The organism is Paraburkholderia sp. A1RI-2L (genome assembly GCF_048957375.1).
GTDB lineage: Bacteria > Pseudomonadota > Gammaproteobacteria > Burkholderiales > Burkholderiaceae > Paraburkholderia.
The window spans coordinates 2,162,445-2,185,757 of record NZ_JARBTA010000001.1 but is presented as its reverse complement, the minus strand read 5'-3'; the positions used below and the strand labels follow the sequence as shown (position 1 = coordinate 2,185,757).

Genomic DNA, 23,313 nt, shown 5'->3' with positions numbered 1-23,313 from the left:
CAACATGTAACCGGCGCCAGGCGAGCCCTCAGACGCCGTTCGACATATGCAGCGCCGCACCGCTGCCGAGTGTGCCGTTCACGGGCCGCGGGGCGGCGTGACCGGATGCCGGGAGTGCCGCGGGCGTGAATGTGTTTCGCTCGTAGGCGTCGCTCGCACGCTGGAAATGCTCGATGGCGTAGTCGACGAAGCGCAGCGTTTTCGCGGGCAGATATTGGCGATTCGGATAGACGATCGACATGTTGGCGTCGGGGTCGTCGATCTCGTACTCGGGCAACAGGCGCACGAGCGTGCCGGCGGCGAGGTCTTCGGCGACGAGCGACGTCGGCACGATAGCCGGGCCCATGCCCGCGAGCGCGGCGTGCCGCACCATCAGCATGTTGTTGACGGCATAGGCGGGCCGCAGCGTGACCTGCTGCGCATGCTCGCCGGGCCTTGCGAATTGCCAGGTGACGCTGCGCGCCTCGGGCGGCAGGGTGACCGCCGCGTGGCGCGCGAGTTGCGAGGGCGTGCGCGGCTCGCCATGCTCGGCAAGCCAGCCGGGCGACGCGCATGGCACGAACGTTGCCACGCCGAGCGTCCGCTCGACGAGATCCGGGTCGCCGTCGCGCGTGGGCGAGGCCGAGACGATGCCCACGTCGAAGCCGTCCTCGACGAGCGAAATTCGCCGCTCGGCGAGCGTGAGGCGCACGTTCACGCGCGGGTAGCGCCGCCGGTAGCCGTCGATGAGCGGCGTGAGCGTGACGAGCGACAGCGTGCTGGCCGCGGCCACGCGCAGCGTGCCGCCGGGCTCGCGCTCGGTGTGCGCGAGCGCATTTTCGAGGTGGTCCAGTTCGTCGAGCACGCTGCGGCAGCCTTCGAGATAGCGTTCACCCGCTTCGGTAAGCGACAGATTGCGCGTGGTGCGGTTGATCAGCCGGGTATGCAAATGCGCTTCTAGCATGGCGACCGAGCGGGTGACCAGGGCATTCGAGACATCGAGTTGCTGCGCGGCCCGGCGAAAGCTTTGTGATTGCGCAACCGTGACGAAGACGCGCATGGCGTGTATCTGGTTCATGGAATTTCGCCTCGTATGCTGATTGCATTTACCCGATTAAGGGCATTCCGTTTGGCATTGCGGAGATGACGTCAATGTGCGCGCTAGATTCAGCCCTGTTGTGCGATTGCGGTGGCGATATTGGAAGGAAAATAATATTGACAGTTGTAAGGAATTGCAATATTTATCGCAAACAGTGCCGGCGTTTCACGCTCGTAAAGGAATAGCATTCCTGGCAATACATTAGAGTATTTGGGCAATGACGCGAACAGTGGACACGCAATCGACGTCGATCGCGGAATCAATTGCATAATTCACCCGCATGCTTGCCATGCGCGATGACATTGCCGGAGTGAATCTCGCCGCGCCCGGCTCAGATCCGGCCTGAGCCGGCCTTTGGGCGCTGCGGTTGCAGAATGTTTGTTGTCGATGCGTTGAAAATCTGGTTTCGGCTTTGTCCAGCATTTTTCACACAAGCTTGATTCGGTCGGGCGAGGTTTTTTTGTGCTTCGCGCAAAATAGCTGCGAAGCACCGGAACAGAGACGTGCATGCTGAGTGCATGTTTTCTTAATGCATTTTTCTGAAAACTAAAACGTAAATCGGCGGACCAGACATGATCGTCGAATTGCTGAAGTCGCAGCCCGAGATTGCCCTGTTCGTCAGTCTCGCGCTGGGTTATTTGATCGGTTCGATCCGTTTTGGGCCGATTTCGCTCGGCGGCGTGTGTGGCACGCTGATCGTCGCGCTCGTGCTGGGCCAGACGGGCGCGCGCATCTCGCCCGATCTCAAGAACGTTGCCTTTGCGTTGTTCATCTTCGCGCTCGGCTTCACGGGCGGCCCGCAATTCTTCGCGAACATCGGGCGCGGCTGGCGCTATGGATTCCTTTCGATCATCGAGATCGTCTCGGTCATGACGCTCATCATGATCGCAGTCGTCGTGATGAAGCTCGACGCGGGCACCGCGGCCGGCCTGCTGGCCGGAGCCGCCACCGAGTCGGCGGTGATCGGCACGGCTTCCGAAGCGATCTCCAGGCTGGGCTTGAGCGACGCCCAGGTGAGCACCCTGCAGGCGCACGTGGTGACCGCCTATAGCGTGAGCTACCTCTTTGGTTTGATCACCATCGTGCTGTTCACGAGCCAGATCGCGCCGCTCCTGTTGCGCGTGAACCTGCGCGAAGAGGCCGCACGCCTTTTTCGCAAGCTTGGCGGCGACGGCGTGCTCGACGAAGGCCAGCGGCTCGCGCTGCCGCTGCTCGAGGCGCGCGCGTTCGAGGTCGGGCAGGCAGCGGGCGCCCATGTCTCGGCATTCGAGGCGCGCTTCGGCAACAACGTCACGGTCGAGCGCATCGTGCGCGGCAAGCAGGAGATCGACGCGGTCGCGCAAACTGTGCTGCAGGCGGGCGACATCGTGTTCATCGGCGGGCGGCGCGAGGCCGTGGTGGAGGCGTCGGGCAGCCTTGGCGCCGAGGTTTCGGGCGAGGGTTTCGTAAAACTGTTCGCGCAGCGCATGGACGTGATGCTCACGCGCCGCGACGCCGACGGCCTCACGCTCGCGCAGATGCGCGAGCGCGCTTCGCCCGAAGACGGGCGCGGCATCTACGTGGGCGCGATCACGCGTCTGGACGCCGCGCTGCCCGCGCTGCCCGGCACCATGGTGCGCCGCGGCGACGTGCTCACGCTGATCGGCGCGCCCGGCGACGTCGCGCGCGGCGCGAAGCGCCTCGGCTATGTGATCCAGCAGACCCAGAAGACCGACTTCGTCTACCTCGGCCTCGGCGTGCTCGTGGGCATGATCATCGGCCGCTTCGGCGTGAAGCTGGGCGGCGTCGCGCTCGAGCTCGGCACGGGCGGCGGGTGCCTGCTTTCGGGGCTGTTCTTCGGCTGGCTGCGCTCGCATTTCCCGGTGGTCGGCTCGCTGCCCTCGGCGGCGGCGCAGGTGCTCAAGGATTTCGGCCTCGCGACCTTCATCGCGGCCGTGGGTCTCTCCGCTGGCCCGGACGCCATCAAGCTCGTGCGCGAATACGGTCTCGCGCTGCCGCTCGTCGGCATCATGATGGTGCTGATTCCCGGTCTCATGTCCCTCTGGATCGGGCGCATGTTTCTCAAGCTCGAAACCCCGATGCTGCTCGGCGCGATCGCGGGGCAGCAGTGCAGCACCCCGGCAATCAGTGCGCTGGTGGGCGTGACCGGCAACTCGATTCCGGTGATCGGCTACACGATCACCTACGCACTGTCGAATATTTTGTTGCCGCTCATGGGGCCCGTGGTGGTTGCGCTTGCAACGAAATTCGGCTGATTTCGGCTGATCAGCGGTGCGTGCCGCGCTTGAGCACATGGCGCGTACCGGGTCCGTTCGTGGCCGATGATGGCCGCGTTAATTTTGACGCGCTTTCGTCAGGTCGTCCGTCCGGTTTCAACCGGTTGTCCAACTGGCCGTCCTGCTTCAACGGCAGCAAGCAGTCACTTCTACCCATGCGAGGGCACGATGGAATGGCTACATGACATCTTTCACAAATCCCCGGAAATCGCCTTATTCCTCTCACTGGCCGTTGGCTACTGGGTCGGGCAGATCAACTTCGGCAAGTTCCAGCTTGGCGGCGTAGGCGGGTCGCTGCTCGCCGCCGTGGTGATCAGTCAGGTTGGCGTGACGATCGACAACGGCGTGAAGGCGGTGATGTTCGCGGTCTTCATCTACGCCGTGGGCTACGACTCCGGTCCGGGCTTCTTCAACTCGCTCAACCGCAAGACGCTGCGCGAAATCGCCATGGCCGTGTTCATGGCCGTCGCGGGTCTCGTCACCGTGCTCGTATGCGCGAAGCTCTTTCACCTCAACAAGGGCCTCGCCGCCGGTCTCGCCGCGGGCGGCATGACGCAGTCGGCGATCATCGGCACGGCGGGCGACGCCATCGCGCGTCTCGGCCTGCCGCCCGACCAGGTGAAGGCCATGCAGGCCGATGTCGCGATCGGCTACGCCGTGACCTACGTGTTCGGCTCGCTCGGCGCGATCATCGTCTGCGTGAACATCCTGCCGAAGTTCATGGGCCGCAGCCTCAAAGATGCCTCCATGGACGCCGAGCGCGAAATGGCGGGCGGCAATGCCTCGGCGGGGCCGGGCCAGCTCACTGCGCTGCCCGAGTTGTTCGGCCGCGTGTTCCGCGTGGAAGCTGCAGCCGGCAAGACGGTCAAGCAGATCGAACTGGCCCAGCAGGATTTCGTCGCCATAGAGAAAATCCGCCGCTCGGGCAAGGTCGTCGACGCCACGCCCGAGTTCGTGCTGAGCCGCGACGACCTCGTGCTGGTCGTGGGCCGCCGCGAGCAGATGGTCGAAGTGGGCGCGCTGATCGGTCCGGAAATGCCGGACTCGGGCGGCATGAGCCTCGTGATGCAGACGCGCCAGATCGTGTTCACGAAGAAGGGCATGAACCACACGACGATCGGCGAAGTGCGCAAGAACGTCGACCGCGACCTGCGTCACGGTGTGTACATCGAGAAGATCGAGCGCGCCGGGCAGCCCGTGGCGCTGCTGCCGGGCTCGAAGCTCGAGCACGGCGACGTGGTCACCGTCTATGGCACGGCAACCGACACGAAGCGCGTCGCGCAGGCCGCCGGCTACGAGCTCGCCTACAGCAACAAGACCGACTTCATCTACATGGGCGTGGGTCTGGTGCTTGGTCTGCTGGTCGGCCTGGTCGTCGTGAACGTGGCGGGCATTCCGCTCACGCTCGGCTCGGGCGGCGGCTGCCTGCTCGCGGGGCTGCTGTTCGGCTGGATGCGCGGCAAGCACCCGATGTACGGCGTGATGCCGCCGGCCGCCTCGCAACTGCTCAAGGACTTCGGTCTGGCGGCGTTCGTTGCCGTGGTGGGGCTCAATTCGGGCCTGCAGGCGGTGGTGACGATCAAGCAGAGCGGCATCACGATCTTCCTGCTCGGCGTGGTCGTGACCATCGTGCCGCTCATTCTCACGATGCTGTTTGGCCGCTACGTCCTCAAGTACAACAACGCGGCGATTCTCGCGGGCGCGCTGTCCGGCTCCCGCAGCGCGAACCCGGCCTTCGGCGGCATTCTCGACAAGGCCGAGAGCGCCGTGCCCACGGCGCCGTTCGCCATCACCTATGCGATCGCCAACGTGCTGCTCACGCTGCTCGGGCCGCTCGTGGTGGGTCTTGTGTGACATGAAGTCAAGCGGGCCGCGCAGGTCGGCCGCGCGGGAAGTTCTCAAGACGCAGGCCCGCTTGCATCGATTAGTCGAAGTCGCGTGCCGCACTCGCACTGTGCATCGAGCACATGCAGCGGCGGCACGCTCAACGTCTTCCAACGGAGAGCATCATGGCAAAAGGTAAAGCTGAATCGAAGGCAAAGTCAGGCATCGAAGCACTGAGCCCGTTCGAGCTCAAGGACGAGCTGATCAAGGCGGCGGGCGGCGGCGCAACCGAGCGCCCGGCCAATTATTCGATGCTCAATGCGGGCCGCGGCAATCCCAACTTCCTCGCCACGATTCCGCGTCACGGCTTCTGGCAACTGGGCCTGTTCGCCATGCGCGAGTCGGAGCGCTCGTTCTCCTATATGCCCGAGGGGGTGGGCGGCTTCCCGCAGCGCGCCGGCATCGTCGAGCGCTTCGACCAGTTCCTGCGCGAAAACAAGGGCCAGCCCGGCATCGATTTCATCGGCGGCGCGGTGTCGTACGTGCGCGACCAGCTGGGCCTGTCGGCGGGCGACTTCCTGTACGAAATGTGTGAGGGCATTCTGGCCTGCAACTATCCCGTGCCGGACCGCATGCTCAAGCTCTCGGAGATCATCGTCGGCCAATACCTGCGGCGCGAGATGGTTGGCAAGCATCCGTTCGTGGGCGAGTTCGACGTGTTCGCGGTGGAAGGCGGCACCGCGGCCATGACGTACATCTTCAACACGATGCGCGAGAACTTCCTGATCAAGCCGGGCGACACCATCGCGCTCGGCATGCCGATCTTCACGCCGTACATCGAAATTCCCGAGCTCAACGACTACCAGCTCAACGTCGTGCACCTCAACGCGACCGTCGAGAACAACTGGCAGTACTCGAAGAAGGAGCTGGACAAGCTGCGCGATCCGAAGATCAAGGCGTTCTTCCTCGTGAATCCGAGCAATCCGCCTTCGGTGAAGATCAGCGACGAGAGCCTCGAATACGTCGCCGAGATCGTCAAGGAGCGCCCCGACCTCATCCTCCTCACCGACGACGTGTATGGCACCTTCGCCGACAACTTCGTCTCGCTGTTCGCGCTCGCGCCCAAGAACACGATTCTCGTGTACTCCTACTCGAAGTACTTCGGTGCGACGGGCTGGCGTCTGGGCACGATCGCGACGCATCAGGACAACGTGCTCGACGCCGCGATCGCGAAGCTCCCGAAGGATGAGAAGAAGATCCTGCACGAGCGCTACAAGTCGATCACGACAGAGCCGGACAAGCTCAAGTTCATCGACCGTCTGGTCGCGGACAGCCGCACCGTCGCGCTCAATCACACGGCCGGCCTCTCGACGCCGCAGCAGGTGCAGATGGTGCTGTTCTCGTTGTTCTCGCTGATGGATACGCCCGACGCGTACAAGAACGCGTTGAAGCGCCTGATCCGTAGCCGCAAGCGCGCGCTCTACGAGGAAATGGGCATCCCCTTCGACGGTGGCGATCCGAATCAGGTCGACTACTACACGATCATCGACATGGAGTATTTCGGCGAGAAGCGCTTCGGCCGCGATTTCGTCGACTGGCTCCTCAAGCAGGTTCAGCCCAATGAGTTGCTGTTCCGCCTCGCCAGTGAGGCGCGCGTCGTGCTGCTGCCGGGCAAGGGCTTCGGCACGGCGCATCCGTCGGGCCGCGTGTCCCTCGCGAACTTGAACGAAGCCGATTACCGCAAGATCGGCCGCGCGATGCGCAAGCTCACCGAGGAGTACGTGCAGCGTTACAACGAGGCCACCGGCAAGAAGCTCGACCCGAATGCCGTGAAGAAGTAAGGAGGACGGGCGCGGCGGCGCGATGCCGCTTCGCCCTGGAACCCGGAAACGAACCGCCCCCGGCGCAGGCGCACCGGGGGCGGTTTCTTGTTTCGAGCCGTTATTCCGCTTGCGATGCGGTGCCGCGCACGCTCTTGCGATGCAGCGAGACGGAAAGCGCTACGCCCGCGGCAGCCGCGATGGCCGCGAACAGATACACCGACCCGTAGCCGAACAGATTGGCCACATAGCCCGCGAGCGGCCCGGTGATGCCGAGCGAGAGGTCGAGAAACACCGAATACGCCGACAATGCCGCGCCACGGCTAGCGGCCGGCACGAGACTGACCGCCTCCACGCCCAGCGCCGGGAACACCAGCGCGAAACCGAAGCCCGTGAGCGCCGCGCCCATCAGCGCGACCGTGGGCGTGGGCGCGAGCCACAGCAGCACCAGCCCCGCGCATTCGCACGAGAACGAGGCGATGGCTACGCGAAAGCCGCCGAAGGTCTTGATCGTGTTCGAAAACAACAGGCGCGCGCCAATGAACATGAGGCCGAACAGCGTGAGCGCGAAGGCCGCGTTGGGCCAGTGGCGAGCCGCGTAGAACAGCGTGATGAAGGTGGCGATCGAACCGAAGCCCGCCGAGCCTAGCGCAAGGCCGAGGCCATGCGGCAGCACGCGCGTGAGCACGCTGCGATAAGGCATGCGCTCGCCATGCACGATCGGCACCGGCGCCATCGGGCGCGCGAGCCAGAAGCCGAGCGCGGCCAGCGCGATCACCGAAACGCCCAGCGACCAGAAGCCGAGGAAATGCGCCATTTCCACGCCGAGCGGCGCGCCGAGCGCCAGCGCGCCGTAGGTGGCGATGCCGTTCCACGAGATCACGCGCGCGTTGTTCGCGGTGCCCACGCGGCCAATGCCCCAGAGAATCGCGCCGGTGCCGACGAGACTCTCGCCGCAGCCGAGCACCAGCCGGCTCGTCACGAGCAGCGCGAGCGAGAGCGCTGGCCAGTGCGCGACGAGCGTGGCGAGCAGCAGCAGCATGCCGCTCGCGCCGCAGAGGATCATGCCGATGGTGACCGTCTTCTTGGGGCCGAGCGTATCGGCCGAGCGCCCGGCCAGCGCCCGCGAGCAGAGCGTCGCGATGTACTGCACGCTGATTGCGCCGCCGGCCACGATCGTGCTGAAGCCGAGGTCGTTGTGCACGTAGCCCGGCAGGACCGCGAGCGGAATGCCGATGGTCAGATAGCAGAGGAAGGTGAAAAAGACGACCGGAATGATCTGCAAGGTCGTCGATGCGGCATTGCGCTGGGGCGCTGACTCGGCGGACATGGGGGAAATACGGATGGATAACGGCGGGAAAGGCGAGATTGTCCCATGGAACCGGTTCTTTTGCTGGTGACGCGAAAGCGTTCAGCGGGGCGACGCCGGGCATTTTTCCACCGCTTTCTGGCCGATTCGCACGAATTTCACGAAAAATAGCGCGTTTCGGCCACCCTCCAGACATATAAGCACAGCCCGCGCCCGGCCCGACGATTCATCGCGATAACGATATAACCCACATGTACCTCTGCCTATGGGTTCGCGATATTGGCAGTGTTAATTTTCGTACCGTCCACAGAAGCGCGGCGCACACACCTCCATTCGGGGCGTCCTGCGAGCCGCAGAACACGACGAGACGAAAAACCATGAGTCAGCCGATCCGCTTTTATCACCGTAACGCGATCCGTGAAGTCAGCGACGCGGACGTCACCCGTACTGTTCTCCAGTACCTGCGCGAAGACGCGCACTGCACCGGCACCAAGGAGGGCTGTGCGGAAGGCGACTGCGGCGCGTGCACGGTCGTCGTCGGCGAGCGCACGGCCGAAGGCGGCGTGAGCTTCAAGGCCGTCAATGCCTGTATCCAGTTCCTGCCGACGCTCGACGGCAAGGCGCTCTTCACCGTCGAAGACCTGCGCCAGCCCGACGGCTCGCTGCACCCCGTGCAGCAGGCGATGGTGGATTGCCATGGCTCGCAATGCGGCTTCTGCACGCCGGGTTTCGTCATGTCGATGTGGGCGCTCTACGAAAAGCATGGCCATGAGCACGCCGCGCAGGGTACTCAAGGCGCCCAGGCCGGCCACGGCTGTCCCCGCAAGGCCGCATGCAGCGTGCCCTCGCGCGACGAGATCGCCAACGCGCTGACCGGCAATCTGTGCCGCTGCACCGGCTATCGTCCGATCCTCGACGCCGCCGAGCAGATGTTCAAGGCTGACGCGCCCAAGGCGCCCATCGACGTGAAGGCGCTCGCACAGACGCTCGCCACGCTCGAGCGCGGCGAGACCTTCCACTACGAGCACGACGGCCAGCAATACGACGCGCCGCGCACCGTCGACGCGTTCGCCGCGATCAAGGCCGCGCGCCCCAACGCGCGCATTCTCGCGGGCAGCACCGACATCGGCCTGTGGGTCACCAAGCAGATGCGCGAACTCGGTGACATCGTCTACGTGGGCCAGGTCGAGGCGATGCGCCAGATCGAGGTGAGCGACGCGTGGATCGAGATCGGCGCGGGCGTCACCGTCGAGCGCGGCTATGCCGAACTCGCGAAGCACTATCCCGAGCTCGAAGAGATGTGGCAGCGCTTTGCTTCGCTGCCGATCCGCAACGCGGGCACGATCGGCGGCAACGTCGCGAACGGCTCGCCGATCGGCGACTCGATGCCGGGCCTGATCGCGCTGGGCGCACGCGTGGTGCTGCGCGGCGGCGACACGGTGCGCGAGATGCCGCTCGAAGACCTGTACCTCGCTTATCAGAAGAAGGACATGGCCGAGCACGAGTTCGTGCTCGCGCTGAAAGTGCCGACCCGCACCGGCGCACGTGCGAACCTGCAGTTCCGCACCTATAAGATCTCGAAGCGCTTCGACTCCGACATTTCGGCCGTGTGCGCCGCGTACGCTTTCATCGCCGACGGCGACACGATCCGTGAGCCGCGCATCGCGTTCGGCGGCATGGCCGCGACGCCCAAGCGTGCGACCCACGCCGAAGGCGTGCTCGCCGACGCTCAATGGCACGAAGCCACCGCGCAGGCCGCGATGATCGCGCTCGCCAACGACTACGCCCCGCTCTCCGACATGCGCGCGACGAGCGACTACCGCCTCGAAGCCGCGAAGAACACGCTGTATCGCTTCTGGCTCGAAACGCGCCCGAACAATCCGCTCGCGCCGCAAGCACTCAACGTGCGCGCCGTCGCGGCCGAATGTGCACAAAGCGCTGCTTGACCCCCCAGGAAACGGACAACATACGGAGATCGAAACAATGAACCAGCAAGCCGAACCGTTCCTGGAAGAAGCGAAGGCGCTTGAAGATTTCGCGCAGGTGCACGTCTCGCGTGCGCACGAATCGGCGCACCTGCACGTGAGCGGGCGCGCGACCTACACCGACGACATTCCGCTCGTGGCGGGCACGCTGCACGCGGCGCTTGGCCTCTCGCAGAAGGCGCATGCGCGCATCGTCTCGATGGATCTCGCCAAGGTGCGCGCGACGCCGGGCGTGGTGGCCGTGCTCACCGCCGGCGACATTCCGGGCGTGAACGACTGCGGCCCGATCATCCACGACGATCCGATTCTGGCCGATGGCGTAGTGCAGTACGTGGGCCAGCCGATGTTCATCGTGGTGGCGACCTCGCACGACATCGCGCGCCAGGCCGCGCGCCGCGCCGAAGTGAAATACGAAGAATTGCCTGCCGTGCTCACCGCGCAGCAGGCGCGCGCCGCCGAGCAATACGTGCTGCCGCCGATGAAGCTGGCACGCGGCGATGCCGCCACGCGCGCTGCACGCGCCGCGCATCGCCACGAAGGCGAAATGCTGCTGGGCGGCCAGGAGCAGTTCTATCTGGAAGGCCAGATTGCCTACGCAGTGCCGAAGGACGACGACGGCATGCACGTCTGGTGCTCGACGCAGCACCCGAGCGAGATGCAGCATCTGGTCGCGCACGTGCTGGGCGTGCACTCGCACAATGTGCTGGTGGAATGCCGGCGCATGGGCGGCGGCTTCGGCGGCAAGGAATCGCAGTCGGGCATTTTTGCGTGCTGCGCGGCGCTTGCCGCGTGGAAGCTGCTGTGCCCCGTGAAGCTGCGTCCGGACCGCGACGACGACATGATGATCACGGGCAAGCGCCACGACTTCCACTATACGTATGAAGTAGGCTACGACGACGAGGGCACGATCGACGGCATTTCGGTCGACATGACCTCGCGCTGCGGCTTCTCGGCCGACCTGTCCGGCCCGGTGATGACGCGCGCCGTCTGCCACTTCGACAACACCTACTGGCTGCCCGACGTCTCCATCGCCGGCTACTGCGGCAAGACCAATACGCAGTCGAACACCGCGTTCCGCGGCTTCGGCGGCCCGCAGGGCGCGTTCGCGATCGAGTACATCATCGACGACGTCGCGCGCTCGCTCGGCCTCGACTCGCTCGAGGTGCGCAAGCGCAATCTCTACGGCAAGACGGACAAGAACCTGACGCCGTACGGCCAGACGATCGATGACAACGTGATTCACGAGCTCATCGACGAACTCGTGGAAACGAGCGGCTATCACGCGCGCCGCGCGGCGATCCGCGAATTCAACGCGAACAACGAGGTGCTGAAGAAGGGCATCGCGCTCACGCCGGTGAAGTTCGGCATCGCGTTCAACGTCACGCACTTCAACCAGGCGGGCGCGCTCGTCCATATCTACACCGACGGTTCCGTGCTCGTGAATCACGGCGGCACGGAAATGGGCCAGGGCCTGAACACCAAGGTCGCGCAGGTGGTGGCGCACGAGCTTGGCATCGAGTTCGGCCGCGTGCGCGTGAGCGCCACCGACACGAGCAAGGTGGCCAACACCTCGGCCACTGCCGCATCGACGGGCACCGACCTGAACGGCAAGGCCGCGCAGGACGCCGCGCGCCAGCTGCGCGAGCGGCTGGCCACGCTCGCGGCCGCCACGTGGGGCGAGGGCCGCGTGAGCGCCGCCGAGGTGCGCTTCGCCAACGACACCGTGATTGTCGGCGACGAGATCGTGCCGTTCGAGACGCTTGTTTCGAAGGCTTATTTCGCGCGCGTGCAATTGTGGTCAGACGGCTTCTACGCAACGCCCAAGCTGTATTGGGACCAGAAGACGCTGCAAGGCCGCCCGTTCTACTATTACGCGTATGGCGCGGCGGTTTCCGAAGTCGTGATCGACACGCTCACGGGCGAAATGCGCGTGCTGCGCGCCGACGCGCTGTACGACGCGGGCGACTCGATCAACCCCGCGCTCGACGTGGGGCAGGTGGAAGGCGGCTTCATTCAGGGCATGGGCTGGCTCACGACCGAGGAACTGTGGTGGAAGCCGGACGGCAAGCTCATGACGCACGCGCCGTCTACCTACAAGATCCCGACCGTGAACGACACGCCTGTCGAGTTCAACGTGAAGCTGTTCAAGAACCGCAACGTCGAGAACAGCATTCATCGCTCGAAGGCCGTGGGCGAGCCGCCGCTCTTGCTGCCGTTCTCGGTGTTCTTCGCGATTCGCGACGCCGTGGCGAGCGTGGCCGACCACCGCTTCAATCCGCCGATGAATGCACCCGCGACCGCCGAGGAAATCTTGAAGGGCGTGCGCGCGGTGCGGACGATGGCACGCGGCTGAGTGTGAACTAGCGTGATGCTTTGAAGGAGTCTCGTCAGATGAGCAGCAGTGCGAATAAAAGCGCGAACCACTGTGAACGGATCGATGCCGCGGGGCGCGTCGTGATCGGTCGGCGCGGCACGCCGGTGCCCCACTATGGGCCGATGCACATCGTGCTGTTCGGCGCGGGGCATGTGGGCCATGCACTGGTCACGCTGCTCGGCATGCTGCCGTGCGTGGTGCAGTGGGTGGACGAGCGCGACGAGCTCTTTCCCGACGAAGTGCCGGCCAACGTGCAAGTCGAGGCGACCGACTCGCCGGCCGCAATCGTCGACGAAGCGCCGCCGGGCGCGTACTTCATCGTGATGACGCACAATCACGCGCTCGATTTCGATCTGTCGTTGCGCATCATGGAGCGCGGCGACTTCGCGTGGTTCGGGCTGATCGGCTCGAAGACCAAGCGGGTGAAGTTCGAGCGCCGCCTGATCGATCGCGGCGTGGCGGCGGAGCGCATGGGCGAGATGACTTGCCCGATCGGCGTGCCGGGCATCGTCGACAAGGCGCCTTCGTCGATTGCGATTGCGGTGGCTGCGCAGCTGATGCAGATGCGCATGCCGCTCGCCGCTGCGGGCGAGGCCGCGAGCGCGGCCAGGTTCGCGCGAGTGTGAGGTCGAGCGTCCACCTGAACCCGGGCATGGGCAGGTGGACGAAAAAATTTCATTTCTGCCGTGAGTTGCGCCCCAAACGCTGGACCTTATCCTGCGGTTGGGGTGTTTTTTTGTCTGGACTTAGCTGGCATCCGCCTTGCGCGGCTTCGCCTTCGCCTTCCTCACCGGCTCGGTGAGCGTCGCCGACACCTTCTCGATCAACCCGCGCAGCCAGTCGATATCGCTCGGCCGGTCCGGTTGCGGATGCCACAGCTGATAGCAGCGAATGCGCGGAAACGCCAACGGCGGCTCGACCACCGCGATCGGCAAAAGCCGGGCGTAATGCGTCGCGAAGCGGCGCGTGGTCGTGAAGATCAGATCCGATTGCAGCAGCACCTGGGGCGCGAGCCCGAAGTAGGGCAGCGTCGCGACGATGCGCCGGTGCGCGCCGGCCTTCGCGAAGCCCAGGTCGACGGGGCTCGCGTTCGCGCCGGTATAGGGCGTGGGCGCCAGATGCGCCGCAGCGAGATACGCGTCGCGTGTGAGCGGCGCGCGCGCGAGCGGATGGTCGGCGCGCATCATGCAGACGATCTTGTCGGTGAACAGGTCGCTGCGCGAGAAGTGCGGGTCGGGCTTGGGCCAGTTGCCGATCACGATGTCGATCTCGCCCGCCTCCAGCGCCGCGTGATGATCGAGCGAAGGCGACAGCGAGATGATCTCCAGACGCGCCGAAGGCGCTGCTTCGCGAAAGCAGGCGATCAGCGTCGGCATGAAGAAGTCGTTGAGGTAGTCGGGCGCGGCCACGCGGAAGATGCGTTTGGAGCGCTCCGGGTCGAAGTCGCCGTGGGGCGTGGCCACGAAGTCGACGTCGCGCAGCACGCGTTGCGCGTGTTGCAGCAGCGACTCGCCGTATTCGGTCGGCACCATGCCCGCCTTGCCGCGCACGAGGATGGGGTCGCCGAGAATTTCGCGCAGCCGCCGCAGCGCCGTGCTGATTGCCGGCTGGGTTTGATTCAGCCGTAGCGCGGCCTGCGTGACGCTGCGCTCGATCAGCAGCGTGCGCAGCACGCGCACGAGCCAGATGTCGAGAGAAAGGGCAGTGTCGTCCATGGCGATGCGTATGCTCGGGGGAGGTGCCGCGCGTTTTGGTGCACTTCGTGCGCGCGGCTCGACATATAACGATATTCCGCTGAGTGCGCAGCCGCCATAGGGCGCCTGGTATGACCGGCATCAGCAGGGCAGGCGCGCGCGCCGTGCCGCCTGGGTGACCGAGCGCGGTGCGCTGCATCCGCGCTACACCCGCCTTACGCCTTGTCCTGCTTCGTGAGCCCCGAAGGCAGCGAACTGATGCGCTTCACCTCGCGCGAGTCGAGCCAGTTCGGCGTGCGCGCGCAGTAGAGCACCATCGGCAGCGTGTCCTCGCCCCAGAAGAGCTGCTTGTTCATCCAGAAGGTAGGCACGCCGAACACGCCCAGCGAAATCGCGTCGTTGGTGTTGCGGCGTAGTTGCGCGCGCACCGATTCCTGCTCGATCATCGCTTCGCCGTGCGCGATGCCCACGCGTTCGCACAGTTGCTCGAAGCCCTCGTCGCTCGACGGGTCGCGCCCCTCGCGCCAGATGAAGCGGAAGATCTCGCGCACGCACGCGAACTCGCCGCCGGCGGCGATGGCGAGCAGCATCGGCTTGACCGAGTCGAACGGATGCGCGGGCGGCATCTTGAACGGAATGCCGAGCTGCTCCGCGCGAAACAACGCGTGCCGGTAGGTGAACACGCGCTTGGCCGGAATCGTCGAGCCGTACGGCGTGCCCCAGTGGCGGTACAGGTCGCTTAGCAGCACCGGCGTGGGCGCGAAGTCGAAGCCCGGCCATTTGTCGTATTGCTCCAGCAGCAGATACGAGAACGGCGACACGAAGTCGTAGAACCAGGCTGGCCGGTTGGCGTCGATGCCGCTGATCATGCTGTTCCTCCGATATGAGCTTCTTGTGGGCCGCGTCGGCGGCCCGCTTTTCGAGTAGTGATCGCGAGTATCGATCGAATTGGCTGCTGCGTGCTGCTTTTTTTCGCCGCGCAGACGCGCCGGTCTTGCGCGCCGGCGCGTGGGTCACGTCCGGACGCCATCGCCGCTGTGGCCGCTGCTGTGGCTGCCGCTTTCATCGCCCATTTCATCGTCCATGGCCGACAGCCGCTCGCGCACGGCCAGCAGCCGCTCGCGCACGAAGCCGATATGTTCGCGCAGCACGTAGAACTGGCCCGCGTAGGCGAGCGGCATCTTCATGCCATTCACGGACTCCTCGATCTTGTCGAGCTGGCGCGTGAGCGCGCGCCGCTCGGCGGGCGAGTTGTCGGTGTTCGCGGCGCGCTCGAGCGCGATGAGCGAGCCGTACCAGCGGTAGATGCGCGATTTTACCCGCCACGCGTAAAGGCTCGGCACGAGCCGCAAGCCAGGGATCAGCACCACGATGATCGGCACGAGCACCACGATCAGGCGGTCGGCGAGGCTCGCGAGCCAGAAGGGCAGCACGCGGTACAGGAAGCTCTTGCCCGACTTGTAGTAGCGCGCGGCGTCGTCGCTGATCGGGAAGTCCTGCGCGCGCGGCGCGGGGAATTCGCCCGCGCGCTGCAACAGGGACGATTTGCCGTGCACCTGCTTGGCCGCTTCGATCAGGAGGTCGGAGAGCGCCGGATGGAGTGAATCGCGCGCGACCAGCTCGGCCGTCGGCGCGATGAAATGCAGTGGCGCGGCGGGCAGGTTGCGGCCGAAATCGAACGCGCCCATCGGGATCGTGATGGCCGTGAGGTACGGGAAGCGCCGCGCGTAGGCGTCGGCCTGGGCGAAGTCGAAGAAGCGCACGCCCGGCATGCGCATCAGGCGCCCCATGACCGGCGGCTGCGCGGAGTCGCCCGCGAGAAAGGCGACATCGATCTTGCCCTCGACGAGCGCGCGCGCGGCGTCGTCGCCCGAGAGCGGCAGCAGTTTGGTCTTGCCGCCCGGCTCGATGCCGTTGGCCTTGAGCAGCTTGAGCGCGAGCTCGCGCGTGCCGCTGCCCTCGGCGCCGATGGCGATGCGCTCGCCTTCGAACTCGGAGAGCAGCCGCACGGGCGGCCCGTGATAGAACACCGCGAGCGGCACGTAGGCCACGCTGCCGAGCGAAGCCAGGCCCTCGGGCGGCGTGCTCGCCAGTCCGTCCTGCACGAATGCGACGTCCACGTGCGAGGCCGGGTCGGACAGACGCTGGAGGTTTTGCGCCGAACCTTCCGATTCGAGCACGTTCACGGTGATGTTGTTGCGCGCGAGGATCGTCTTGTACTTCTGGGCGGCGTTCCAGAATGTGCTGCCCTGGGGGCCCGCGCTCAGTGTGAGCGTGCTGGGCGGGGCGGGCTGGATCAGGCGCACGGCCAGCCAGATCGCGGCGGCGCTGATCAACAGGATGGGGCCGAACGAGACCGCCAGATCGCGCCATGAAATCGCCACGAAGCGCGCGACGAGATGGGTGGGAGGTTTGCGGCCGGTGGGGAACTTCATTGGGGAAGGGCTGGGGCCTCGGGAAATTCAGGAAAAAAATTGCGCGGCGCGATGCGTCCTGGGTTGCGTCCGGTGTCGTGCCGGAATGCGCGCCAGCGCCATGCCAGCCGATGTTACCCGAGATTGGACGTTGCAACGGCATGTCCGCCGCGGCCCGTGCCGCTAAACTCTTTGCACTCGCGCTTCACCCAGGCTAAATTGTGGGTCGCCATGGCGCTTGCGCCATGCGGCACGCGCCGCGAGGCCGTGCAACCCATAACAAACTATCTGGCGTAATCAGGCAATCGAAGCAGGCGCGGGCTACCGGCACACCGGCGAGAACAGACCGGAACAGCCGCCGCGCGCCGCCACTGCCGTCGCAACGGTCCAATGTGCCGTCGCGTGCCACTCAATCCTTGCCTCTCGCAGCAGCGTGTCCGGACCATGGCAGTGTCCGGGCGCGCTTCGCGTGCTCGCCCGCTGCCCGTGGGTGTCGTAACGAAGCCGCCGAACCGGGTCTGGCGGACGGCCAGTCCGCCCGCCCCGGAAGGCGGTCTATCCTCGCAACGAGCGAAGCAACAACGCGAAAGCAACAAGGAGAAAACATGAAATCGGTCGCTTTTCTGAAGACGCTGACGGCAGTAGCCTGCGTGACGGTCGCCTGCAGCGTGTACGCCCAGGACAATTCGGCGGCGAGCGGTGCGGCTGCCGCAACGGCAGCGGCTCCGGCGGCAGCGGCCCCGACCTCGAGCAAGAAGGTCGACCGCAAGCTCGGCTACGCGGTGCGCAAGGCGCTCTCGAAGACCCAGGGCATCAACGTCGCGAACATCACTGTGCGCTCGCACAACGGTGCGGTCGTGCTCACGGGCTCGGTGCCCGCTCAGGCGCAGATCGACAAGGCGGGTGAGGTCGCCCAGGGCGTGGCCGGCGTGAAGTCGGTGTCGAACAAGCTCACGGTCATGCAGCAGTAATACCCGCGGTAAGCCGCGCTTGGCCGCGCATGCGGATAAAGCGCGGGCACGATCCGTGCGGACGGGCCCCGGCAGGTTGCCGGGGCCCGTTTTATTGTCACGCGGAAGGCGCCGTTCATCGATGTCCCGCTCGCCTGTGTGGACTGACACACAGCAATCCTGCGATTGGGGGTATACGTTGTAGTTGCGCGGACTCTACAGAGGCGCGCGCGGCCTCATCGCGGGGAAATGCCATGATTATTCACAGCTACACCGATTTGCCGCTCGTCGACCGGGCGGCGTTCGAGCTGGCGTGCGCGCGGCACGGCTTTGCTCCGATTCACTTCGATGTCCATGGAGAAACTGATCCGGACGATCCCGAGCACAGCGAGCTCGTGATCGTGCGGCGCGGAGCCTGGGCGCAGGCCTACCGCATCGACGCGCGCGGCCAGTGGCTGCGCCAGTTCGAGACCGATCTGAACGGCCGCTTCTTCAGCAGCGCACCGCACGCTTGAGCGGCGCAGCTGTTCCGGCTGCCGCGCCGGTCAGGCGAGCACGAGGCGCGCGCCCACTAGCGTGAGCGTCGCGGCGAGCAGGCCGCGCAGCAGCTTTTCGGGTGCGCGCGAGGACAGCATGCTGCCGATCGCGATGCCAGGCAGCGAGCCGCACAGCAGCGAGAGCAGCATCGACCAGTCGATGGAGCCGAGCAGCCAGTGCCCCGCGCCCGCGAGTAGCGTGAGCGGCACGGCGTGCGCCACGTCGGAGCCGACGATGCGCAGCGTTGGCAGCGTCGGATAGAGCAGCAGCAGCACGGTCACGCCGATCGCGCCCGCGCCCACCGAGGTCAGCGACACCAGCACGCCCAGCACCGCGCCCGTGAAGATCGTGAAGAACAGCGTGCGCGCCTCGCTGGGCCCGTGGCGGTGGCGCGAGGCGAACGCGGCGAGCTGCGGCCGGAAGATCAGCGCGACCGCGGTGATGAGCAGCGCCGCTCCCAGCACCGACTGGATCAGATGCCCGGCGCGCGGCGTGTCCATGCCGTAGCGGTGCAGCAGGATCAGCGTGATGGTGGCCGCCGGCACGCTGCCCGTCGCGAGGCGCAGCGTCACGCGCCAGTCCACCGAGCCCTTGAGCCCGTGCACGAGCGTGCCCGCCGATTTCGTCGCCGCCGCGTAGAGCAGGTCGGTGCCCACGGCAGTGGCGGGATGCACGTGGAACAGCAGCACGAGGATCGGTGTCATCAGCGAGCCGCCGCCCACGCCCGTCAGGCCGACCAGAAACCCGACCAGCAGGCCGGAGAGCGAATAGAGCGGATCGATATGAGGTAGGACCATCGCGGGCGCGCGCGAAAACGCGCAGCTTTCCTGTTGAAAAGAGTGGGCCGCCGGCCGACGGGGCCGCGGGTTCACGCCTCGCGGATGACGCGGCAACGCTCACGCATACCCAAACTGGGCGTCGCGTCAGGCTGGACAGCGGCAAAGGCTGGCGGCGAAAATCCGCTATTGTCGCAAAACCGGCGGATCGGCGCTGGGGTTGGTTTGAATCCCCTTCCAAATTCGCGGAATAACATCGCCGCTTGCCTGCACCGCCTCGCCACGCCTCGCCACGATAAATCCACTCATGAATCCCGGCATCGCCTACGCCCTGTGCGCCTTCACCATCTGGGGCCTCTTTCCCGTCTACTTCAAGACGCTCCACCAGATTCCCGCGCTCGAGATGCTCGCGCATCGCATGGCATGGTCGCTCGTGTTCATCGTCCTCGTGCTGCTGGTGCGGCACCGCTGGGCATGGCTGCGGCCCGCGCTGAGCGACAAGCGCCTCATCGCGCGCTTCGCCGCCAGCGCCGTGCTGCTCTCGGCCAACTGGGGCATCTACATCTGGGCCGTGAACGCAGGGCATATCGTCGAGGCTAGCCTCGGCTATTTCATCAATCCGCTCGTCAACGTGCTGTTCGGCTATGCGTTTTTGCGCGAGCGGCTGCGGGCGGTTCAGTGGTGCGCCGTGGCGGTCGCGGCGCTCGGCGTGGCGTGGCTCACCTGGCAGAACGGCGCGCCGCCGTGGATCAGTCTCGCGCTGGCGCTGACCTTCGGCGGTTACGGCCTGTTGCGCAAGACCGCGCAGCTCGGCGCGCTCGAAGGGCTGGCGCTCGAGACGGTGCTGCTGTTTCCGGTCGCCATCGTCTACCTGACGATCATCGGCATGGCCGGCGCGAGCCATTTCGGGCATGCGTCGCTCGGGATCAAGCTGCTGCTGGTCGCCGCCGGACCGATCACGGCCGTGCCGCTGCTGCTCTTCGCGGCGGCGGCGCGGCGCATTGCGCTGTCGATGCTCGGCCTGATCCAGTACGTCACGCCCACGCTCCAGCTGCTCACCGGGGTGCTCGTGTACGGCGAGCCGTTCGGCTCGGTGCGCGCGATCGGCTACGCGGCGATCTGGGTCGCGCTCGCGCTCTATTCGTTCGAGGGGCTGCGCGCTACGCTTCTCGCGATGCGGCGCGCTCGCGAGACAGCCTGACGCCGGACGCGCAACGCACCTGAAACACCCAAAATGGGAGACACCCGCGCATGACTAGCGTAGCCGCTTACCGTTTCGAAGTTGAATTCGCGCCGCGTGTCGCTGCCGCGCTCGCGAGCCATTTCGGCCCCTCGGTGCGCGTGGAGGTCGTGCCGGGCGAGGGGCGCGGGCATCCCACGCGCGTGCGCATCCTGGGCGCGCCGAGCGAGCTTCGGCATCCATATGGGTTTGCGTTGAACGTGTCGCTCACATGGGACGTCGATGAGGTCGAGCGCCTCATGGGGCCTGGCGGCGAGGCGCGCTTCGCGCATTATCTGGACGCGCTCAGGCGCAAGCTGGCCTCGTGGGAGACTGCGCGCCCGCTGGACTTCGCCTCGCGCACGCAAGGCGAGCCGGAAGTGCTGCTGGGCGGGCTCGATTTCGAGGGGTGATGCGGCAGGCGTGCGCGGGTTTTCACGCCGGTTTCAGATTTCAGATCGCGCCCGCAAGCGCGATCGCATGAACGGCCTTCACGGCCATGCCCAGCGCCACGCAGCCCGCGAACACCGCGAACGACTGCTGCAGCCGCGCGCCGCTCACGTGCCGCGCGAAGCCGCGTCCGCCCAGCATGCCGGCGAGCGCACCCGCCGCGAAGGGCAGCGCGTTTAGCCAGAGCATATTGCCGCTGGCCGCCGACGCGGCCACGCCCGCCGTCGAGACCAGCGCGATCACCGCGAGCGAGGTGGCCACGATGCCCTGCATCGGAATGTCCGACGCGCGCTTGAGCGCGGGCACGATCACGAAGCCGCCGCCCACGCCGAGCAGCCCCGAGAGAAAGCCGGCCATCGCGCCCGAGAGCGCGAGCGCCCGCGCGCAGGGCGCGGTCCAGTCGAGCTTGCCGCGTTCGAGGTTCAGCCGGCAGGGCAGGTCGGTCGGACAGGGCTCGCCTTGCGGGGCGCGCGCTGCGCCGTTTTCCTGAGCCCGCTGCTGGCGGAACATGCGCCACGCCACGCGCATCATCACGAGCGCGAACACGAGCATGAGCGGCGCGTCTGGCACGCGGTGCGCGACCCACAGCCCGGCGGGCGAGATGAGCGCGCCGGCGACGGCCATCAGCGCGGCGGCCTTGTAGCGCACCGTGCCGTCGCGCAGCGCCAGCAGGGCGCCGATGCCCGCCGCGAGCGCGACCGCGAAGAGCCCAATCGGCGCGGCTTGCGCGACGCCGAGCCCGAGGCCGAATACGAGCAGCGGCACGGCGACGATGGCCCCGCCCGCACCCGTGAGCGCGAGGATGAGCCCGACGACCGAGCCGAGCGCGGCGCTTGCGAGCGTGGTGGCGTCCATGGGCGGTGATCTCCTTTTTCTGTCGCGGTTAGCGCGTTAGCGCCTCAGTGCTGCGCCTCGGACGCCCGCGCCCCGGTGAACCACTCGCGGCCCTTGAGCATGCCACTCCAGTAAAAACGCGGCAGCACGGTGGCCTTGAGGAACCACATGAGACGGCGCGGCTGCGCAGGTTCGAGCGCGAAGGTGGGCAGCAGCTTGCCGCCGTAGCCGAACTCGGCCAGCACGACCTTGCCCTTCTCGACCGTGAGCGGGCACGAGCCATAGCCGTCGTAGCGGTAGCGTGGCGGCTGGCCCGCGCGCGCGGCGAGCAGATTCTCCGCGACGATCACCGCCTGCTTGCGCGCCGCCGCCGCCGTCTTCGCGTTGGGCGCCGAGCACACGTCGCCAAGCGAGAACACGTTGAGCCAGCGCGGATGCTGGAGCGTGGCGTGATCGACTTCGCACCAGCCCGCCGCGTCGGCGAGCTCGCTGTCGCGGACGAAGTCGGGCGGCACCTGCGGCGGCACCACGTGGATCATGTCGAAGCGCTTTTCAATGCGCGTGACGTTGCCGTCGGCGTCCTTTGCTTCGAAGGTGGCGCGCCGCGCGGGCCCGTCGATGGCGACCAGATTCGACGTGAACGCGAGCTTTGCGTCGTAGCGCTTCACGTACTCCATGAGCGGCGGCACGAAGGTCGGCACGCCGAACAGCACCGCGCCGGCGAGGTCGAATTCCACGTTCACCTTGTCGAGCACGCCGGTTCTGAGCCAGTGGTCGCAGGCCAGGTACATGGCTTTTTGCGGCGCGCCCGCGCATTTGATCGGCATGGCCGGCTGCGTGAAGAGCGCGGTGCCGCCGCGCATCTTCTGCACGAGGTCCCACGTATAGGGCGCGAGATCGTAGCGGTAGTTCGAGGTGACGCCGTTCTGGCCGAGCGTCGCTTCGAGCCCGTCGATGCGCTCCCACGCGAGGCGCAGCCCAGGGGCCACGACGAGCTGGCGGTACGTCAGGGTCTCGCCGTTCGAGAGGCGCACGAGATCGGCATGCGGCTCGACGCGCTCGGCCGCCGCGCGGATCCACGTCGCGCCGCGCGGGATCACGCTCGCCATCGGGCGGCGCGTTTTCTTCACGTCGAAGGCGCCGCCGCCCACCAGCGTCCACGCGGGCTGATAGTCGTGGTGATCCCTGGGCTCGACGATTGCGATGCTCAAGCCCGGCTGGCGGCGCAGCAGGCTCGCGGTAACGCTGATGCCCGCAGAGCCTCCGCCGATCACGACGACGTCCCAGCGCTTGCCCGCGCCGCTCGATGCGGCGGCCTTGTCGCCGCTTTGCGCAGCGGTTTTGTCGACGGCGTTGCCCGAATCCCATGCGGCGGCGGCCGGGTGGCCCGCCTCGACCGGCGCGGGGACGGGATGGGCTTGCGTGCTCGCCTGCGCGAACTGCCACAGATTGGTCGCGCGGTTGCCGGTGCGGCAGTACCCGAGCACGGGCGCGGGCATGTCGGCGAGCAGTTGCTCGAAGCGGGCGATTTCATCGGGGCCGATCTTGCCCGGCGTGACGGGCAGATACGCGAATTGCAGGCCGAGCTGCTTCGCGGCCTCGCGGATCAGCGCCGAAGCCGGTTGCGACGGGCCGCCTTCGCCATCGGGCCGGTTGCAGATGATCGAGCGGTAGCCCGCTGCGGCAATCTCGGCGAGGTCGGCGGGCGTGATCTGGTCGGCGCTGGCGAAGCGCGCGTCGTGTTGCACGATTTGCATGATCTCGAAAACTCCT

The 23,313-nt window shown here is 66.4% G+C and carries 18 protein-coding genes; 10 read left to right on the top strand and 8 right to left on the bottom strand.

Annotation, left to right across the window (positions count from 1 at the left end; translation table 11 throughout):
• Window positions 1–28: 28 nt before the first annotated feature.
• Window positions 29–1,057, bottom strand: a complete 1,029-nt coding sequence (locus PWP93_RS10010) for a LysR substrate-binding domain-containing protein (RefSeq protein WP_421044379.1) — start codon at window positions 1,055–1,057, stop codon at window positions 29–31.
• Between the two features lie 593 nt (window positions 1,058–1,650).
• On the opposite strand from PWP93_RS10010, the gene aspT (PWP93_RS10005) reads away from it, so the two are divergent.
• From aspT (PWP93_RS10005) to PWP93_RS09995, 3 genes are all read left to right on the top strand, one after another.
• On the top strand, window positions 1,651–3,333 hold the full coding sequence (gene aspT / locus PWP93_RS10005; protein WP_421044378.1) for an aspartate-alanine antiporter: 1,683 nt from the start codon (window positions 1,651–1,653) through the stop codon (window positions 3,331–3,333).
• A 189-nt stretch (window positions 3,334–3,522) separates the two neighbouring features.
• On the top strand, window positions 3,523–5,208 hold the full coding sequence (gene aspT, locus PWP93_RS10000; RefSeq protein WP_421044377.1) for an aspartate-alanine antiporter: 1,686 nt from the start codon (window positions 3,523–3,525) through the stop codon (window positions 5,206–5,208).
• Window positions 5,209–5,363: 155 nt separating this feature from the next.
• Entirely contained in the window at window positions 5,364–7,019 is a 1,656-nt protein-coding gene (locus PWP93_RS09995) for a bifunctional aspartate transaminase/aspartate 4-decarboxylase (RefSeq protein WP_421044376.1), read from the top strand.
• Window positions 7,020–7,119: 100 nt separating this feature from the next.
• On the opposite strand, the gene PWP93_RS09990 is transcribed toward PWP93_RS09995, so the two are convergent.
• Window positions 7,120–8,328: an MFS transporter gene (locus PWP93_RS09990; protein ID WP_421044375.1), complete on the bottom strand. Its 1,209-nt coding sequence runs from the start codon at window positions 8,326–8,328 to the stop codon at window positions 7,120–7,122.
• Between the two features lie 356 nt (window positions 8,329–8,684).
• Here PWP93_RS09990 and xdhA point away from each other — a divergent pair, with 356 nt between their 5' ends.
• Genes xdhA through xdhC form a run of 3 tightly spaced genes read left to right on the top strand, consistent with a single transcriptional unit; the run spans window position 8,685 to window position 13,292 of the window.
• The gene (xdhA, locus tag PWP93_RS09985) at window positions 8,685–10,253 is read left to right on the top strand and encodes a xanthine dehydrogenase small subunit (RefSeq protein WP_421044374.1); all 1,569 of its coding nucleotides are present in this window, start codon (window positions 8,685–8,687) and stop codon (window positions 10,251–10,253) included.
• Between the two features lie 37 nt (window positions 10,254–10,290).
• A complete protein-coding gene (gene xdhB / locus PWP93_RS09980; protein ID WP_421044373.1) occupies window positions 10,291–12,645 on the top strand; it encodes a xanthine dehydrogenase molybdopterin binding subunit in 2,355 nt (784 codons plus the stop codon).
• Between the two features lie 38 nt (window positions 12,646–12,683).
• On the top strand, window positions 12,684–13,292 hold the full coding sequence (xdhC, locus tag PWP93_RS09975) for a xanthine dehydrogenase accessory protein XdhC (RefSeq protein WP_421044372.1): 609 nt from the start codon (window positions 12,684–12,686) through the stop codon (window positions 13,290–13,292).
• A gap of 120 nt (window positions 13,293–13,412) precedes the next feature.
• Here xdhC and PWP93_RS09970 read toward each other — a convergent pair whose 3' ends face one another.
• From PWP93_RS09970 to PWP93_RS09960, 3 genes are all read right to left on the bottom strand, one after another.
• Entirely contained in the window at window positions 13,413–14,381 is a 969-nt protein-coding gene (locus tag PWP93_RS09970) for a LysR family transcriptional regulator (RefSeq protein ID WP_421044371.1), read from the bottom strand.
• 194 nt (window positions 14,382–14,575) lie between these two features.
• A complete protein-coding gene (locus PWP93_RS09965) occupies window positions 14,576–15,229 on the bottom strand; it encodes a 2-hydroxychromene-2-carboxylate isomerase (protein ID WP_421044370.1) in 654 nt (217 codons plus the stop codon).
• 144 nt (window positions 15,230–15,373) lie between these two features.
• A complete protein-coding gene (locus PWP93_RS09960) occupies window positions 15,374–16,795 on the bottom strand; it encodes a TAXI family TRAP transporter solute-binding subunit (protein WP_421044369.1) in 1,422 nt (473 codons plus the stop codon).
• 584 nt (window positions 16,796–17,379) lie between these two features.
• Between PWP93_RS09960 and PWP93_RS09955 the strand changes: the two genes are divergently transcribed.
• Window positions 17,380–17,745, top strand: coding sequence for a BON domain-containing protein (locus tag PWP93_RS09955; RefSeq protein WP_421023166.1), 366 nt, complete (start codon window positions 17,380–17,382; stop codon window positions 17,743–17,745).
• A 233-nt stretch (window positions 17,746–17,978) separates the two neighbouring features.
• On the top strand, window positions 17,979–18,239 hold the full coding sequence (locus tag PWP93_RS09950; RefSeq protein ID WP_213297376.1) for a hypothetical protein: 261 nt from the start codon (window positions 17,979–17,981) through the stop codon (window positions 18,237–18,239).
• Between the two features lie 30 nt (window positions 18,240–18,269).
• Here the strand turns inward: PWP93_RS09950 and PWP93_RS09945 are convergent, their stop codons facing one another.
• Window positions 18,270–19,058, bottom strand: a complete 789-nt coding sequence (locus PWP93_RS09945; protein ID WP_035526674.1) for a sulfite exporter TauE/SafE family protein — start codon at window positions 19,056–19,058, stop codon at window positions 18,270–18,272.
• A gap of 286 nt (window positions 19,059–19,344) precedes the next feature.
• Here PWP93_RS09945 and rarD point away from each other — a divergent pair, with 286 nt between their 5' ends.
• Both rarD and PWP93_RS09935 read left to right on the top strand, forming a co-directional pair.
• Window positions 19,345–20,238 (top strand): EamA family transporter RarD, encoded by an 894-nt coding sequence (gene rarD, locus PWP93_RS09940; protein ID WP_421044368.1) that lies wholly within the window; start codon window positions 19,345–19,347, stop codon window positions 20,236–20,238.
• 50 nt (window positions 20,239–20,288) lie between these two features.
• Window positions 20,289–20,669: a DUF5594 family protein gene (locus tag PWP93_RS09935; protein WP_421044367.1), complete on the top strand. Its 381-nt coding sequence runs from the start codon at window positions 20,289–20,291 to the stop codon at window positions 20,667–20,669.
• A gap of 40 nt (window positions 20,670–20,709) precedes the next feature.
• Here PWP93_RS09935 and PWP93_RS09930 read toward each other — a convergent pair whose 3' ends face one another.
• On the bottom strand, window positions 20,710–21,561 hold the full coding sequence (locus tag PWP93_RS09930; RefSeq protein ID WP_421044366.1) for a sulfite exporter TauE/SafE family protein: 852 nt from the start codon (window positions 21,559–21,561) through the stop codon (window positions 20,710–20,712).
• 44 nt (window positions 21,562–21,605) lie between these two features.
• Entirely contained in the window at window positions 21,606–23,297 is a 1,692-nt protein-coding gene (locus PWP93_RS09925; RefSeq protein ID WP_421044365.1) for a TIGR01244 family sulfur transferase, read from the bottom strand.
• Window positions 23,298–23,313 lie beyond the last annotated feature (16 nt).

Coding starts and splice junctions, on each gene's coding strand:
- PWP93_RS10010 (WP_421044379.1), bottom strand. CDS start 1,057: ATGAACCAGATACACGCCATGCGCGTCTTCGTCACGGTTGCGCAATCA.
- PWP93_RS09955 (WP_421023166.1), top strand. CDS start 17,380: ATGAAATCGGTCGCTTTTCTGAAGACGCTGACGGCAGTAGCCTGCGTG.
- xdhC (WP_421044372.1), top strand. CDS start 12,684: ATGAGCAGCAGTGCGAATAAAAGCGCGAACCACTGTGAACGGATCGAT.
- PWP93_RS09935 (WP_421044367.1), top strand. CDS start 20,289: ATGACTAGCGTAGCCGCTTACCGTTTCGAAGTTGAATTCGCGCCGCGT.
- PWP93_RS09990 (WP_421044375.1), bottom strand. CDS start 8,328: ATGTCCGCCGAGTCAGCGCCCCAGCGCAATGCCGCATCGACGACCTTG.
- PWP93_RS09950 (WP_213297376.1), top strand. CDS start 17,979: ATGATTATTCACAGCTACACCGATTTGCCGCTCGTCGACCGGGCGGCG.
- PWP93_RS09945 (WP_035526674.1), bottom strand. CDS start 19,058: ATGGTCCTACCTCATATCGATCCGCTCTATTCGCTCTCCGGCCTGCTG.
- PWP93_RS09925 (WP_421044365.1), bottom strand. CDS start 23,297: ATGCAAATCGTGCAACACGACGCGCGCTTCGCCAGCGCCGACCAGATC.
- PWP93_RS09970 (WP_421044371.1), bottom strand. CDS start 14,381: ATGGACGACACTGCCCTTTCTCTCGACATCTGGCTCGTGCGCGTGCTG.
- aspT (WP_421044377.1), top strand. CDS start 3,523: ATGGAATGGCTACATGACATCTTTCACAAATCCCCGGAAATCGCCTTA.
- PWP93_RS09995 (WP_421044376.1), top strand. CDS start 5,364: ATGGCAAAAGGTAAAGCTGAATCGAAGGCAAAGTCAGGCATCGAAGCA.
- aspT (WP_421044378.1), top strand. CDS start 1,651: ATGATCGTCGAATTGCTGAAGTCGCAGCCCGAGATTGCCCTGTTCGTC.
- xdhA (WP_421044374.1), top strand. CDS start 8,685: ATGAGTCAGCCGATCCGCTTTTATCACCGTAACGCGATCCGTGAAGTC.
- PWP93_RS09960 (WP_421044369.1), bottom strand. CDS start 16,795: ATGAAGTTCCCCACCGGCCGCAAACCTCCCACCCATCTCGTCGCGCGC.
- PWP93_RS09965 (WP_421044370.1), bottom strand. CDS start 15,229: ATGATCAGCGGCATCGACGCCAACCGGCCAGCCTGGTTCTACGACTTC.
- rarD (WP_421044368.1), top strand. CDS start 19,345: ATGAATCCCGGCATCGCCTACGCCCTGTGCGCCTTCACCATCTGGGGC.
- xdhB (WP_421044373.1), top strand. CDS start 10,291: ATGAACCAGCAAGCCGAACCGTTCCTGGAAGAAGCGAAGGCGCTTGAA.
- PWP93_RS09930 (WP_421044366.1), bottom strand. CDS start 21,561: ATGGACGCCACCACGCTCGCAAGCGCCGCGCTCGGCTCGGTCGTCGGG.